Here is a 15433-nt window from a genome sequence, read left to right on the forward strand (position 1 = left end):
GCGGCGCAGGCGGGGGGTTGTTCACAGGCTCGGAGATGTCAGGGCAGCCCGGCGGACCCCTCGGTCGGAAGGGGCCGGGCTTGACACGCACACGCTATCGATAATCATTTTCATTTACCACCCCATTGATCGCCCTTGGTCTGGAGACGACCTGTGCCTGTCCGCACCGCCCTGCCGATCGCCCTCGCGACAGCGGCCGCCCTGCTGCCCACCGCGCCCGCCTCGCCCCCTCAGGACGTGCTGCGCTTCGGCGCCTGCCCGGCCACCGTCCCGGCCCCGCCCGCACCGGACCGCGTCGAGTGCGGCCGCCTCACCGTTCCCCTGGACTGGAAGCACCCGGACGGCCGGCACATCGAGATCGCCGTCTCCCGTGTCCCCGCCTCCGGCTCTCCCGCCGAACGGCGCGGCATCCTGCTGGTGAACCCGGGCGGCCCGGGCGGCTCCGGGCTCCCGTACGCCGTGACCAAGCGCGCCAAACTCCCCGACAGCGTGCGGCGCGCGTACGACGTCATCGGCTTCGACCCGCGCGGCACGGGACAGAGCACGCCCGCCGACTGCGGCACGATGGGCGGCCTCTTCGACAGCCCGGGCACGGACCCGGTACCGGTCGGGGCGTCGGCCGAGCGGGCCTACCTCACCTCACTCCGCGACCTGGCCGACGACTGCGCGACGGCCGCGGGTGACGTGCTGCCGTATCTGTCCACCGAGCAGACGGCGTACGACATGGACGCGATCCGGGCGGCGCTCGGTGAGCCCCGGACGAGCTTCCTGGGTGTCTCCTACGGCAGTTACCTGGGCGCGGCCTACGCGGCCCAATTCCCGTACCGCATAGGGCACATGGTGCTCGACAGCGTGGTCGGCCCCTGGGACTGGTACGACTTCGACGTGATCCAGAGCCGGGCACTGCTGGACGCCCGCGACACCTTCTTCGGCTGGACGGCGACGCACGCGGAGCGCTTCGGGACGGGCGGGGGTGCCGAGGCCGTACGGCGTTCGTACCTGCGCGTACGCCGGGGACTCACCGCGCACCCGGTGGACGGCTTCGGCCCGGCGGAATTCGACCGTGCCGTCTACCGCGCCCTGGGCCGCACCGAACGCTGGGCGGGACTGGCCGACGGTCTGCGCACCTACCTGACCGACGGCAGTACGGCCGGACTGCGTCCCGCGGCCGCCTTCGACAGCCCCGAGTCCCGTACCTACGAGGCGGCCAACCGCATAGTGAAGTGCGCGGACGGACCCGGCCCGAGCGCCCTCGAGATCATCACGGACATCCGCCGCACCCGGCGCCTCGACCCCCAGCCGGTCCTCACCGGCATGGAGGCCGCCACCTGCGCCTACTGGCGCCACCGCCCCGCCCACCGCACCCCGCTCGGCAGCCCCGACGCACCGCCCGTCCTGCTGGTCGCCTCCGCGCACGACCCGGTCACGCCCGTCGAGGGCGCCCGGCAACTGCGCCGGCTCCTGCCCGGCTCACGGCTGGTCACCCTCGACGACGACTACTCCCACGGCGTGTTCGCCAGCCGGGGGAACGCGTGCGTGGACGACACGGTGGCCGCGTACCTCGTCGACGGGACGGTGCCGACGGCGGACGTACGGTGCACGGGGCCGGGGCTGCCGGAGCCGTCGTAGGCCCCACCATGCTCAGGGCAACGGCAGTTCCGTCCATATGATCTTTCCCTCGGGTGTGTACCGCGTCCCCCAGCGCTCGGTCAGCTGGGCGACGAGGAACAGCCCGCGGCCGCCCTCGTCCTCGGTGCGGGCGCGGCGCAGCCGGGGTGAGGTGCCGCTGCCGTCGGAGACCTCGCAGATGAGGGCGCGATCGCGGAGCAGCCGTAGCTGAACCGGGCCGGTGGCGTGCCGGATGGCGTTGGTGACCAGCTCGCTGGCGACCAGCTCGACGGTGAACGACAGGTCGTCGAGGCCCCACGCGGCCAGTTGGGCGGTGACGGCCGCGCGGGAGCGGGAGACGACCGCCGGGTCGCTGGGCAGGTCCCACTGGGCGACCCGGTCCGGGCCGAGCGCGCGCGTCCGGGCGACGAGCAGAGCCACGTCGTCGCTCGGGCGGACCGGGAGCAGCGCGTCGAGGACGGCCTCGCAGGTCTCCTCCGGCGGCCGGTCCACGGCGGCCAGCACGGTACGGAGCCGGTCGAGGCCGGAGTCGATGTCCCGGTTCCGGTCCTCGACCAACCCGTCGGTGTAGAGCACCAGTTGGCTGCCCTCGGCGAGTTCCAGCTCGACCGTCTCGAAGGGCATCCCGCCGAGCCCGAGCGGTGCGCCCGCCGGCAGGTCGACGAACTCCACCGTGCCGTCGGGTGCGACGACCGCGGGCAGGGGGTGCCCGGCGCGGCTGAGGGTGCAGCGCCGGGACACCGGGTCGTAGACCGCGTAGAGGCAGGTCGCTCCGACGATGCCGGAGTCCGCGTGGCCGTTCTCCACCGCCCAGCCCTCGCCCCGGTCGAGCCGTCCGACCAGGTCGTCGAGGTGGGTGAGGAGTTCGTCGGGCGGCAGGTCGAGCGAGCAGAAGTTGTGGACGGCCGTGCGCAGGCGGCCCATGGTGGCGGCGGCGTGCAGCCCGTGGCCGACGACGTCGCCGACCACCAGCGCCACCCGGGCCCCGGACAGCGGGATGACGTCGAACCAGTCGCCGCCCACCCCGGCCTGGGCGGGCAGATAGCGGTACGCGACCTCCACGGCGCTCTGCTCGGGGCGGCCCCGGGGCAGCAGGCTGCGCTGCAGGGCGAGTGCGGTGTTGTGCTCGCGGGTGTAGCGGCGGGCGTTGTCGATGCAGATCGCCGCGCGGCCGGCCAGCTCCTGGGCGAGGGAGAGGTCGTCCTCCTCGAACGGGGCGGGCTTCTGCGAACGGTAGAAGCTGACGACGCCGAGGGTCGTGCCACGCGCCCGCAGCGGCACGGTGATCAGGGAGTGGATGCCGACGGTGAGGACGCGTTCGAGCCGTGCCGGGTCCTGGGCGAGCCAGCCGCCCGCCTCGGCCAGGACGGGTTCCAGCACCGCCCGCCCGGACTCCAGGCTGCGGGCCTGCGGGGTGGACGGGACGTAGGAGACCTGGTCGCCGACGCCGTACAGGTGCGACTCCTCGCGCACCGTGCCCAGCGCGACACGCCGCAGCGGGACGCCCGGGCGGAGCGGTTCCGGCTCCTCGCCGCGCAGCACCGGATCGGGGAGGTCCACGGCGGCGAAGTCCGCGAAGCGCGGGACGGCCACCTCCGCGAGTTCCTCGGCGGTGCGGGTGACGTCGAGGGTGGTGCCGATGCGGATCCCGGCCTCGTGCAGCAACTCCAGGCGCCTGCGGGCCAGCACGGCGAGGCGGCCGACGCCGGGGTCGCCGAGGAGCAGGAGGCGGTCCTGGGTGGTGGCACCGCTGTCGAGCGGCTCGATCGGCGCAGGCGCCGGTGGCCGGACGGGCGGAACGAGCAGGGTCGAAGCGCTCGCCGACTTCACCTCAGCGGTCGTGGCCAAGGCGCCGAGCCCGATCTGCCGCAGCTCCGGCACGCCGACGATCCGCGCCTCGACCACCGCCCCCGCCTCACCCGAGGCTCCCCTCACCTCGCGGCGCAGCAGCGTGGCGGTCCGGCCGCGCGACAGGGTCACCTCGTCGAGGGTGCGGTGCGGTGCGGCGATGAGCGCCTCGGCCCTCTCCCGCAGTACGGCGAGGTCGATCCGGCCGAGGCCGCTGCCGTCGTCGGGACCGCCACGGTGCTCCTGCTCGCCGCGCCCGGCCCGGCGGTACGCGGCAAGCAGTGCCCGCTCGCGTTCCGTGGCCTGTTCGAGCAGCCGGGCCTCGATGCCCAGGGCGGCCTCACGGACCAGCCGCAGCATGAGGGGGTCGCCGTCGTCACGCAGGCAGGTGAGGTCGAGGACGGCCTCGACCCGTCCGCTGAAGGGGTTGCGGACGGGTGCCCCCGCGCAGGCGAAGGGCTGCAGGCAGTCGGCGAAGTGCTCGCGGCCGGCGACGTAGACGGGGCCGCGGTCGGCCAGTGCGGTGCCGACGCCGTTGGTGCCCACGACCGGTTCGGAGGCGTCGAAGCCCGGGGCGAAGTTCACCTCGTCGAGGTGGGTCCGCAGCCGCCGGTCGCCACCGAGCCGCTGGACCATGCGGCCCTGCGCGTCGCAGAGCGCGATCGTCGTGCTCATCCCGGACAGGGACGCGGTCAGATTCCGGAGCACCGGCTCGGCGGCCCGCAGGAATCTGTCGTCCAGAGCCAGGTCGGGAGCGTACGGAACCAGCAGTCGGTGCGGTTCGAGCCCCGCGGAGCGGCATCGCTTCCAGGAGTCGAGTACCGAGCCCCGGACGTCCGAGTCGACGCGGGCACCGGCCAGGAAACGTTCGTGGGCATCGACCAGCCCGCCGATGTCGTCCCACTCGACGGACAACGGAATCACTTCCCTCACCTGGAGGCCTCCAAGCATTTACACCCTAGACCTCACGTGATGCGCATCACAACTCCCGACAGGTGTTCGACTCGCGCCCCTCAAGACGAAGGCTGACATTCGGCTGACATCGCACCACCAGCTTTTGACGACACGCGATGTTTACGAAGTCCTGCCGCCCTGTCCATCATGTTTCGAAAGCGTGAGGCACAGGTGAATGCGCGCACCCGAGGGCGAAAATTAGCCGGGTTTTCGGTTGTTTGGGGCGACCGGTCTAGGCTGGCTTGATCAATGCGTCGGCCAGCCCAAAGCCATGAGCGACGTTGACCACCGGGTAACCACAGGGCTAGCTTTCAACGCGTTATCCACACGAGTATCCACGCGAGTTCTCGCGGATAAGGGTGTGCCTTTCTGCACCAATTCGCCGCCTGTAGGCCGAAACCCCCCACCATGTATCTTCACCGTTTATTCGGAGAATCATGACGTCAGCCGTGCGCGCCGAAGACTTGATCATTGGAATCACCCCGTTCGGTGAACCCGACGCCAGGCTCGCCGCGGCCGTCAGTCGTGCCGGCGGACTCGGGGTGCTCGATCTCGGAAACGGGGACCGAAGAGCCAGGGAGGCACTGGCGCGCCTCGGGCGTTGGGCGCCCGGACCGTTCGGGGTGCGGATCGGGGCGGGCTGCCGGATCGAGCCCGCCGAACTCGCGGGCCCGGCCACGGAACAGGCGAGCCCGGCAACCGTCGTCCTCGGCCCCGACGCCCCCTGGCGGGTCGGCGACCTCCCCCCGGAATTCCGGGTGCTCGTCGAGGTCACCGATCTGGAGCAGGCCCTGGACGCGGTCCGCGCCGGGGCGCACGGGCTGATCGCCCGGGGCGGTGAGAGCGGCGGCCGGGTGAGCGAGCTCAGCACCTTCGTCCTGCTGCAGCAGCTCCTGGCCGATCCCGGCCTGACCGTCCCGGTCTGGGCCTGCGGCGGCATCGGTCCACATACGGCGGCGGCCGCGGTGGCCGGCGGTGCGGCCGGCGTCGTACTCGACAGCCAGCTCGCCCTCCTGACCGAGTCGGGCCTGCCGGAGGCGGCGGCAGCGAAGCTGCGCTCCATGGACGGTTCCGAGACGACAGTCGTGTCGGGACACCGGGTCCTGCAACCCCGCCAGGGGCGCGGGGCTGTGACATCTGCGGCTCCGCCGCGTGGGCGCGACAAGCCACAGCCGGCCCGCACCCGCCAATCAACCATGCCCCCCGAGCTCCTAGGCGCCCAAAACCCCCACACCCAACTCCTCCCCGTAGGCCAGGACGGCTTCCTGGCCCCCCGCTTCGCCGAGCGCTACGGCAACACAGGCGGAGTGGTCCGCGCACTCACGGCCGCCATAAAAAACGCCGTCCGCAATGACAAAGCCGCCCGCGCCCTGCGTCCCGGCTCCCCCATGAGCCAAGCACTCGGCACCGAACTGCCCGTCGCCCAGGGCCCCATGACCCGCGTCAGCGACCGCGCAGGGTTCGCCGCCGCCGTCGCGGAAGGCGGCGGACTGCCCTTCATCGCGCTGGCCCTCGCGAGCGGCGAACAGACGCGCACGATACTGGCGGAGACCCGTGCCGCCGTGGCCGACCGCCCCTGGGGCGTCGGAGTGCTCGGCTTCGCACCGGAGGAGACGAGGAACGCCCAGCTCGAAGCCGTACGGGAGCTGCGCCCCACGCACGCGATCATCGCGGGCGGCCGGCCCTCGCAGGCCGAGGCGCTGGAGAGCGCCGGTATCCGCACCTTCCTGCACGTGCCCTCGCCGGGACTGCTGAAGCAGTTCCTGGAGGCGGGCGTACGGCGGTTCGTCTTCGAGGGTTCGGAATGCGGCGGCCATGTCGGGCCGCGGAACAGCTTCCCGCTGTGGGAGGCCCAACTCGCCGTACTGGAGGACTTTTTCGAAGGGCCGGCCGTCGAAGGTACGGCCGAGTCCGTCGAGGTGTTCTTCGCGGGCGGCGTCCACGACGAACGGTCGGCGGCGATGGTCGCCGCGCTCGCCGCTCCGCTCACCGCGCGCGGCGGTGCCGTCGGCGTCCTGATGGGCACCGCCTATCTCTTCACCGAGGAGGCGGTGGCGTGCGGGGCGATCCGTCCGCTGTTCCAGGAACAGGTCGTACGGGCCACCCGCACCGCCCTGCTGGAGACCGCGCCCGGCCACGCCACCCGCTGTGTACCGAGCGCGTTCAGCGACGGCTTCCGGGAGTTCGGGGCCGGGCTGCGGGAGCGGGGCGTGCCCGACCGGCAGGTCTGGGAGGAGCTGGAGCAGCTCAACGTCGGCCGACTGAGGATCGCCAGCAAGGGCGTCGAGCGGGACGCCACCGGATCGCTGGCCCCCGTGGACGAGGAACGGCAGCTCGCCGAGGGGATGTTCATGGCCGGCGAGGTGGCCGTGCTGCGCTCGGCGACCACGACGGTCGGGGCGCTGCACCGGTCGGTGACGGAGGGCGCCGCCGAGTTCTTCGCCCGGCGGTCCCGTGAACTTCCTTACCTGAGTGAGGAGTTGCCGGAGGACAGCACGCCCGCCCCGCTCGACGTCGCCGTCGTCGGCATGGCCTGCATGTTCCCCGGGGCCCCCGACCTCGCCTCCTTCTGGGCCAACATCCTCGGCGGCCATGACGCGGTCGGCGAGGTCCCGCCGCACCGCTGGGACCCCGCCGTGCACTGGTCCGAGGACGGCACGGGCGTCACGCCGTCGAAGTGGGGCGGCTTCCTGCCGGAGATCCCCTTCGACCCCTTGCGCTACGGCATCCCGCCGACCTCCCTCGGCAGCATCGAACCGGTGCAGCTGCTGGCCCTCGAAGCGGCCCGGCGCGCGCTGGAGGACGCCGGATACGGGGACCGGGGACGGGAGTTCGACCGCGCGCGCACCTCCGTCGTCTTCGGCGCCGAGGCGGGCAGCGACCTGTCCAACGCCACCACCCTGAGCGCCGTACTGCCGTCGTACTACGGCAAGATCCCCGACGGCCTAGCGGACCAGCTCCCGCAGCTCACCGAGGACTCCTTCCCCGGCATGCTGGCCAACGTCATCTCCGGCCGCATCGCCAACCGGCTGGACCTCGGCGGCGCCAACTACACGGTCGACGCGGCCTGCGCGTCCTCGCTCGCCGCCGTCGACGTCGCGTGCAAGGAGCTGGTCGGCGGTACCAGCGACGTCGTCCTGTGCGGCGGCGCCGACCTGCACAACGGCATCAACGACTACGTCCTCTTCTCCTCCGTGCACGCGCTCTCCCCCACCGGCCGCTCCCGGGCCTTCGACAGCTCGGCCGACGGCATCGCGCTCGGCGAGGGCGTCGCCTGCGTCGTCCTCAAGCGGCTCGCGGACGCCGAACGCGACGGCGACCGGATCTACGGCGTGATCAAGGGAGTCGGCAGTTCCAGCGACGGCCGCTCGCTGGGCCTGACCGCACCCCGGCCCGAGGGGCAGCGGGCCGCGCTGCAGCGGGCGTACCGCAACGCGGGTGTCTCGCCCGCCGAGGTCGGTCTGGTCGAGGCGCACGGCACCGGGACGGTCGTCGGCGACCGCACCGAACTCACCATCCTCAGCGAGGTGTTCACCGAGTCCGGTGCGCGGGCGGGCAGTTGTGCGCTCGGCTCGGTCAAGTCGCAGATCGGGCACACCAAGTGCGCCGCCGGTCTCGCGGGCCTGATCAAGTCCGTGCTGTCCCTGTACACGGGGGTCAAGCCGCCCACCCTGCACGTGCGGCAGCCGAACGCGGCCTGGCAGGAGGACGGCAACCCCTTCGTCTTCCACGAGCGGGCCCGGCCCTGGGCTCTGCCTGCCGGAGAACGGATCGCGGGGCTCAGCGCGTTCGGTTTCGGCGGCACCAACTTCCATGCGGTGATCGGGGCTTACGGCGATGCCGTTCCGCCGGCGCAGGGGCTGGACGCGTGGCCCGCCGAGCTGTTCACGTTCCGGGGTGCGGATCTGGCGGGAGCCCGCCGGGCCATCGAGGACGTACTCAAGGCCGCCGAGGCCTCCGGCGGTCTGCCGTGGCGGCTGCGCGACCTCGCGCTGGCCGCGTCCCGCCGGTCGGACGCGCGGCACGAGCCGGTACAGGTGGCCGTCGTCGCGACGGACGTCGAGGGGCTCGTCGGGCAACTGCGGCGCGCGATGGAGGGGGAGCACGATCCGGCCGGGGGGATCCATCTCGCGGACGGCGGGCGGGAGGAGCTCAAGCGCTCCGCGGGTAGTGCCGCGACGGGCCGTCGTTCGGCTGCTGCGCCGTCGGGGCTGGTCGCTCCCCCACTCTCGGCTGCGCTCGAGCAGGGGGACCCCCATCGCGGCGGAGCCGCAAGTCGACACAGCCCCGCGCCCCTTGAGGGCGCTGCAGCCGACTCGTCCCACCCCGCGGCAGCGCACGGCAAGGTCGCCTTCCTCTTCCCCGGCCAGGGCAGTCAGCGCCCCGGCATGCTCGCCGACGTCTTCGTCGCCTTCCCCGAGCTCCAGCACTATCTGCAGCTCGGCCGCGACCACGCCGCCGCGCTCTACCCGCCCGCCGCCTTCGACGACACCGCGCGCGACCGTCAGCAGGCCGGCCTCACCGACACCCGGGTCGCCCAGCCGGCCCTCGGCATCACCTCACTCGCCGCGCACGCCCTGCTCACCGCGGCGGGCATACGGCCGGACATGGCGGCCGGGCACAGCTACGGCGAGCTGGCCGCCCTGTGCGCGGCCGGCGCGATCGGCCCGGAGACGCTGCTGGAACTGAGCGCCGAGCGCGCCACGGCGATCCTCGCGGCCACCGGCGGGGACGACCCGGGGACCATGGCCGCGGTCGCCGCCGGCGCCGAGGACGTGGCACGGGCCCTGCGCGAGACCGGCGCCCCCGAGTCGGTCGTCCTCGCCAACCACAACGCGCCCCGGCAGACCGTGATCTCCGGCCCGACGGAGGCGGTCGGCGACGCAGTGCGGCTGCTCCGCGAGGCCGGTCACGGCGCCAAGCGCATCCCGGTGGCCTGTGCCTTCCACAGCCCGCTGGTGGCGGGCGCCGGCGACCGGTTCGCCGAGGCCCTCTCGGTACGACCCGTGCGTCCGCCCGAGTTCCCGGTGTGGTCCAACCGCACGGCCGCCCCCTACGGCGACGACCCCGACGCGATCCGTGCGGAACTCACCGCCCAGATCGGCGCACCGGTCCGCTTCGTCGCGCAGATCGAGGCGATGTACGAGGCCGGGGCGCGGATCTTCGTCGAGGCGGGCCCCGGGACCGTACTGACCCGGCTGGTCGGACAGATCCTCGGCGACCGCCCGCACCGCACCGTCGCCTGCGAGCCGCGCCCCGAGAGCGGGCTGCGCGGCTGGCTCGACGCTCTCGCCCAACTGGCCGTCGCGGGACAGCCGTTGCGCACCGGATGGCTGTTCCAGGGGCGCGACGCCGTCGACGCGACCCGGACGCCCGCGCCCCGGCGGCCCGGCTGGACGGTCGACGGACAGCTGGTCCGTACCGCCGCCGGAGAACTCCTCCCCGGTGCGCTCGCACCGGCCCGACGCGTTGTGGAGACGACTGTGACGAGCAACCAGACGGACCAGACGAGCCAGCACGGCGGCGTCCCGGCCGGCCAGGAAGCGCTGATCGCCGAATTCCTGCGCACCAGCCGGGAGATGGTCGCCGCCCAGCGTGATGTGCTGCTGACGTACTTCGGCGGAGCGGCGGCGGCCGGGCAGTGGGTGCCCGCCGCTCCCGCTCCGGTGGCCGCCGTGCCGCAGGTGCAGCCGCTCCCGGCTCTTCCGGTGGCCGAACTCCAGGCAGCTCAGCCGGAGTTGGCGCCCACCTCCGCCCCCGAGCCGGCCGCGGAGACGGACGTCCTCGGCGTCGTCCTGGACATCATCAGCGAACGCACCGGCTACCCCGTCGACATGATCGAACCCGACCTCGACCTGGAGGCGGACCTCAGCATCGACTCGATCAAGCGGGCCGAGATCGCAGGTGAGCTGGCCAAGCGCCTGGGCCTCGGCGAGGCGACCGCACTGGACGACGCGGAGCTGGAGGACCTGGCGAAGGCCCGCACGGCGGCCTCGGTGACCGACTGGCTCGCGGCACGGCTGACGGGGCCCACGAGCGAGCCCGCACAGCCGGACCCCGTAAAGGCGGTACCGGACCCCGTAGAGGCGACAGAGGCACCCGTCACCGGCGAGGCACCGAAGCGCTTCCAGCTCAGGCCCGTGTTTCTCGCCCACCAGGAGGCGGTCGACCCGTCCTCCGTCCTCACCGGTCGGCGGTTCGTCCTGATCGGTGACGACGACGCCGGGGACGTCTCCCGCGAGGTCACGGCCCGGCTCACCGGGCACGGCGCCGAGGTGGTCACCGTCACCCCCGACCACCTCCTGACCGAGGCGGACGGCCGGGTGGACGGCGTGCTGTACCTCGACTCCCTCGCGGCCACCCGCCCCCCGGTCCTGCCCGACGCGTTCCCCGTGTTCAAGGCGGCGTTGGCGCTCGGCCCGCACCGAGTGCTCGCCGTACGGCCCACCGGTCCCCACCTCCGCTCGGCCGGCCTGCACGGCCTGTTCCGCACGGTCGCCCGTGAGTACCCGGAGACACTCGCCCGGATCGTCGACCTGGACGACACCACGCCCACCGCGGTCGCCGACGCGCTGCTCGCCGAGCTGACCGCCGAGGACTCCGCCCCGGTGGTCCTGCGTACGGCCACCGGCCGCCACGGTCTGGAGATGACCGAGGTCCCGCTGGGCGCCCTCGCCACGAACGGTGCCGGACCGGCCGGTGACGGAGCCGCCGAGGCCGCCGCGATCGGCCTGGACCGTGACTCGGTGGTGCTGCTGGTCGGCGGTGCCCGGGGCATCACCGCGAAGTTCGCCGCCGCGCTGGCCGCGGCCTCCCGGTGCCGCATCGAGCTGCTCGGCCGGACGCCCGCGCCGGCCGGCCCCGAGGATCCGGCGACCGCGGCCGCCCGCACCCCGACCGAACTGCGCGCGGCTCTCGCGGCCCAGGGCGGCCGCTCCCCCGCCGACATCAACCGGGCCGCCGAACTCCTCCTGGCCCAGCGGGAGATCACCGCCACCCTGGAGGAACTCGAAGCGCTCGGCAGCCGGGCCCGCTACCAGTCCGTCGACTTCCGCGAACCCGACGCCGCGCTCCAGGCGGTGAAGGAGATCCACGCCGAGCACGGCCGCATCGACGGAGTCGTCTACGCGGCCGGGGTGATCGAGGACCGGCTGATCGCCGAGAAGACCACGGAGTCCTTCGAGCGGGTCTACGGCACGAAGACGACCGGCGCCGAGACCCTGCTGGCCGCACTGGAGGAACTGCCTGGCGGGCCTTCCTTCGCCGTCCTGTTCGGCAGCATCTCCGCCGTCCTCGGCAACCGGGGCCAGGTGGACTACGCCGCCGCCAACGACGCCCTGGAGAGCCTCGGCGCCTCCTGGACCGCCCGCACCGGCCGCCGCGCGCTGACCGTGCACTGGGGGCCGTGGGCGCCCACCGGCGGCCACACCGGCATGGTGACCCCGGAGCTCGGCCGCGAGTACGCCCGGCGCGGGATCACGCTGATCGACCCGGAGGAGGGGACGGCGGCGCTGCTGCGGGAGCTGGCCTGGGGCGACGAGTCGGCCGGGGCCGTCGTCTACACCGCGTCGGGTTGGTGACGATGACTCGGTCCCCTGAAGACGCAGCGATTGTCGGGATGGCGGTGCTGTTCCCCGGCGCCGCCGACCTCGACGCCTACTGGCGAAACCTGCTGGACGGCACGGACGCCATCACCGACGTACCGGAGGGGCGCTGGGACGCGGACTACTACCGTCCGGGTTCCGCGAGCGGTCCGGCCGTCGCCGACCAGGTGTACTGCCGGCGCGGCGGGTTCGTCGACTCGCTGGCCGAGGTGGAGGTCACCCGGTTCGGGATCATGCCGAACTCGGTGGCCGGCACCGAGCCGGACCAGCTGATCGCCCTGCGGGTGGCCGCCCAGGCCATCGCCGACGCGGGCGGCGAGGACCGACTGCCCGACCGGCGGCGCGTCGGCGTCGTCCTCGGCCGGGGCGGCTACCTCACGCCCGGGCTGGTCCGGCTCGACCAGCGGGTGCGTACGGCGGGCCAACTCGTCCGTACGCTGGGCGAGTTGCTGCCTGACCTGACGTCCGGCCAACTCGACCGGGTGCGGGAGGCGTTCACCGAGCGGCTCGGGCCCGACAGCCCCGAGTCGGCGATCGGTCTGGTGCCCAACCTCGCGGCCTCTCGGGTCGCCAACCGTCTCGACCTGCGCGGCCCCGCCTACACCGTGGACGCCGCCTGCGCCTCGTCCCTCGTCGCCGTCGACCAGGCGGTGACCGAACTCGCCGCCGGGCGCTGCGACTTGATGCTCGCCGGGGGCGTGCACCACTGCCACGACATCACCCTGTGGAGCGTCTTCTCCCAGCTGCGCGCGCTCTCCCCGAGCCAGCGCATCCGCCCCTTCCACCGGGGTGCCGACGGCATCCTCATCGGTGAGGGCACGGGCGTGGTCGTCCTCAAGCGGCTCGCGGACGCCGAGCGCGACGGCGACCGGATCTACGCCGTCATCCGGGGCACCGGGGTCGCGAGCGACGGACGTGCCGCGAGCCTCGTCAACCCCGACTCGGCCGGCCAGGCCCATGCCGTACGCCAGGCGTGGGAGGCGGCGGGGCTGGACCCGGCCGCACCCGGATCGATCGGTCTGCTGGAGGCGCACGGCACCGCGACACCCGCCGGGGACGCGGCCGAACTCGCCACGCTGGCCGAGGTGTTCGGCACAGCGGCCGCGGGGGACGAGTCGGTCATCGGCTCCGTGAAGTCGATGATCGGCCACACCATGCCCGCCGCGGGAGTCGCCGGCCTGATCAAGGCCGCCCTCGCCGTCCATCACGGGATGCTGCTGCCGACGCTGCACTGCGACGATCCGCATCCCGCCCTCGCGGCCACGCGGTTCCGTCCGCTGGAGAAGGCGACGCCCTGGGAGACGTCCGAGGGGCAGCCGGTGCGGCGGGCTGCGGTGAACGCGTTCGGGTTCGGCGGGATCAATGCGCATGTGGTGCTTGAGGAAGCGCCGGGGAGTGCCGCGAGGGGTCGTGGTGATGCTGCTGCGCCGTCGGGGCTGGTCGCGCAGTTCCCCGCGCCCCTGGAGGGCGCTGCCGCGCCCATCACCGTCAGCGAGCCCGAGCGGGTGCTCGCCCTCGCTTCCGACAGCCCCGAGCGCCTCGCCGCGCTGCTGGACGCCGACGACTCCGCCGTACTGGCCGCGGGTCTCGACACCACCCACCCCCACCCGTCCGTCGGCCGGTCCCGGCTCGGGATCGTCGACCCGACCGCCAAGCGGCTGGCCCTGGCCCGCCGGGCGGTCGCCAAGGGCCGGGCCTGGCAGGGCCGCAGCGACGTCTGGTTCACTCCGGACCGGCTGCTCGGCGGGGGTCACACCGGAAAGCTGGCCATCGTCTTCCCCGGTCTGGAAGGCGACTTCGATCCCCAGGTCGACGACGTGGCAGGCCACTTCGGGCTGCCACCGATCCGGTCCGCGGACCCGGCACGGGTCGGCGACATCGGGCGCCACGGCCTGGGTGTCGTCTCGATCGGCCGACTCCTCGACGCCGCCCTGCGCCGCATGGGTGTCGTCCCGGACGCGGTCGCCGGACACAGCGTCGGCGAGTGGACGGCGATGATGGCGGCCGGGGTGTACTCGGGGGACCAGGTCAACGCCTTCCTCGGGTCCTTCGACCCCGACGAACTGGCCGTCCCCGGCCTGGCGTTCGGCGCGATCGGCGCCCCCGTCGAGCGGGTCCTCGCCGCGCTCGACGAGGAGTGGGGGGAGGCCGGAGTCGTCCTCTCCCACGACAACTCCCCGAACCAGTCGATGGTGTGCGGGCCGGACGAGGCCGTGGAGGAGTTCGTACGGTCCTTCCGGGCACAGGGCGTGCTCAGCCAGGTGCTGCCCTTCCGGTCCGGCTTCCACACGCCGATGCTGAAGCCGTACCTGGGGCCCATCGAGGCGGCCGCACACGGTTTCCGGCTGCATCCGCCGACGGTCCCCCTGTGGTCGGGGACGACGGCGTCGCCGTACCCGAAGGACGAGGCCGCGGTGCGCGAGCTGTTCGTCCGGCACCTGCTGGAGCCGGTCCGCTTCCGGCAGCTCGTCGAGGCCATGTACGCGGCCGGCCACCGCGTCTTCGTCCAGGCCGGCACCGGTCAACTCGGCTCGCTGATCGGCGACACGCTGAGCGGCCGCGACCACCTGGTCGTCGCCGCGAACTCGCCCCACCGCACCGGTCTGGCCCAACTCCGGCGCGTGGCAGCCGCGTTGTGGACCGCGGGCGCGGAGGTCGCTCCCGATCTGCCGCCGTCCGTACGGGCCACAGATTCCGTAGGTTCTGCAGCCTCCGTAGGTTCTGCAGCCTCCGTAGGTTCCGTGGCTTCCGTAGGTTCCGTGGCTTCCGCAGGTTCCGTGGCTTCCGTGCGGACGAACCGACCGCCGGTCCGGCTCGACCTGGGCGGGGCGCTGGTGTCCCTGGAGAGCGGGCGCCTGGCCGAACTGCGCGCAGAGCTGCACACGGGAACTCGCCGGCCCGCCACGGCTGTTGGCCCACTCGACACCTTGGCAGCCCGCTCCCCCGTAGCCGCCGAACTGTCCGCCTTCCTCCAGGACACCGCCGACACCGCCGCCGCCCTGATCACCGCGAGCGCCCGCCGCACAGCTCCCGCCCGCCAGAACAGGACCGTCCGCGTCTCCCCCGACACCATGCCGTACCTCCTCGACCACTGCTTCTTCCCGCAGCGCCCGGGCTGGCCCGACGTGGCCGACCGCTGGCCGGTCGTCCCCGCGACCACGATCGTGCACCACATGATGGAGGCGGCCGAGCAGGCGTCCCCCGGAATGCGGGCGGTCGCGGTCCACGGGGCCCGCTTCGACCAGTGGCTGACGGCGACGCCGCCGGTCGACGTGACGGTCACCGTCGCCCCCGACGGTCCGGGCCGCCTCGCGGTCTCCTACGGCCCCGGCGCCCGAGGCGTGGTCGAACTCGCCCCCCACTACCCCACCGCACCCCCGCCCCGCCCCTTCCTCGCC

The 15433-nt window shown here is 73.4% G+C and carries 4 protein-coding genes; 3 read left to right on the plus strand and 1 reads right to left on the minus strand.

Annotation, left to right across the window (positions count from 1 at the left end; all coding sequences use genetic code 11):
• The first annotated feature begins 153 nt into the window (after positions 1–153).
• Positions 154–1629, plus strand: coding sequence for an alpha/beta hydrolase (locus IG08_RS0146175; RefSeq protein ID WP_030618431.1), 1476 nt, complete (start codon positions 154–156; stop codon positions 1627–1629).
• A 12-nt stretch (positions 1630–1641) separates the two neighbouring features.
• Here IG08_RS0146175 and IG08_RS0146180 read toward each other — a convergent pair whose 3' ends face one another.
• Positions 1642–4428, minus strand: coding sequence for a SpoIIE family protein phosphatase (locus IG08_RS0146180; RefSeq protein WP_043456869.1), 2787 nt, complete (start codon positions 4426–4428; stop codon positions 1642–1644).
• A 440-nt stretch (positions 4429–4868) separates the two neighbouring features.
• Between IG08_RS0146180 and IG08_RS0146185 the strand changes: the two genes are divergently transcribed.
• Both IG08_RS0146185 and IG08_RS0146190 read left to right on the plus strand, forming a co-directional pair.
• Complete coding sequence (locus IG08_RS0146185; RefSeq protein WP_030618437.1) at positions 4869–12011, plus strand: type I polyketide synthase; 7143 nt, start codon at positions 4869–4871, stop codon at positions 12009–12011.
• 38 nt (positions 12012–12049) lie between these two features.
• Positions 12050–15433: type I polyketide synthase (locus tag IG08_RS0146190; RefSeq protein WP_030618440.1), on the plus strand; the 3384-nt coding region annotated here is incomplete at its 3' end.

This window comes from Streptomyces fulvoviolaceus (assembly GCF_000718165.1).
Lineage (GTDB): Bacteria > Actinomycetota > Actinomycetes > Streptomycetales > Streptomycetaceae > Streptomyces > Streptomyces fulvoviolaceus.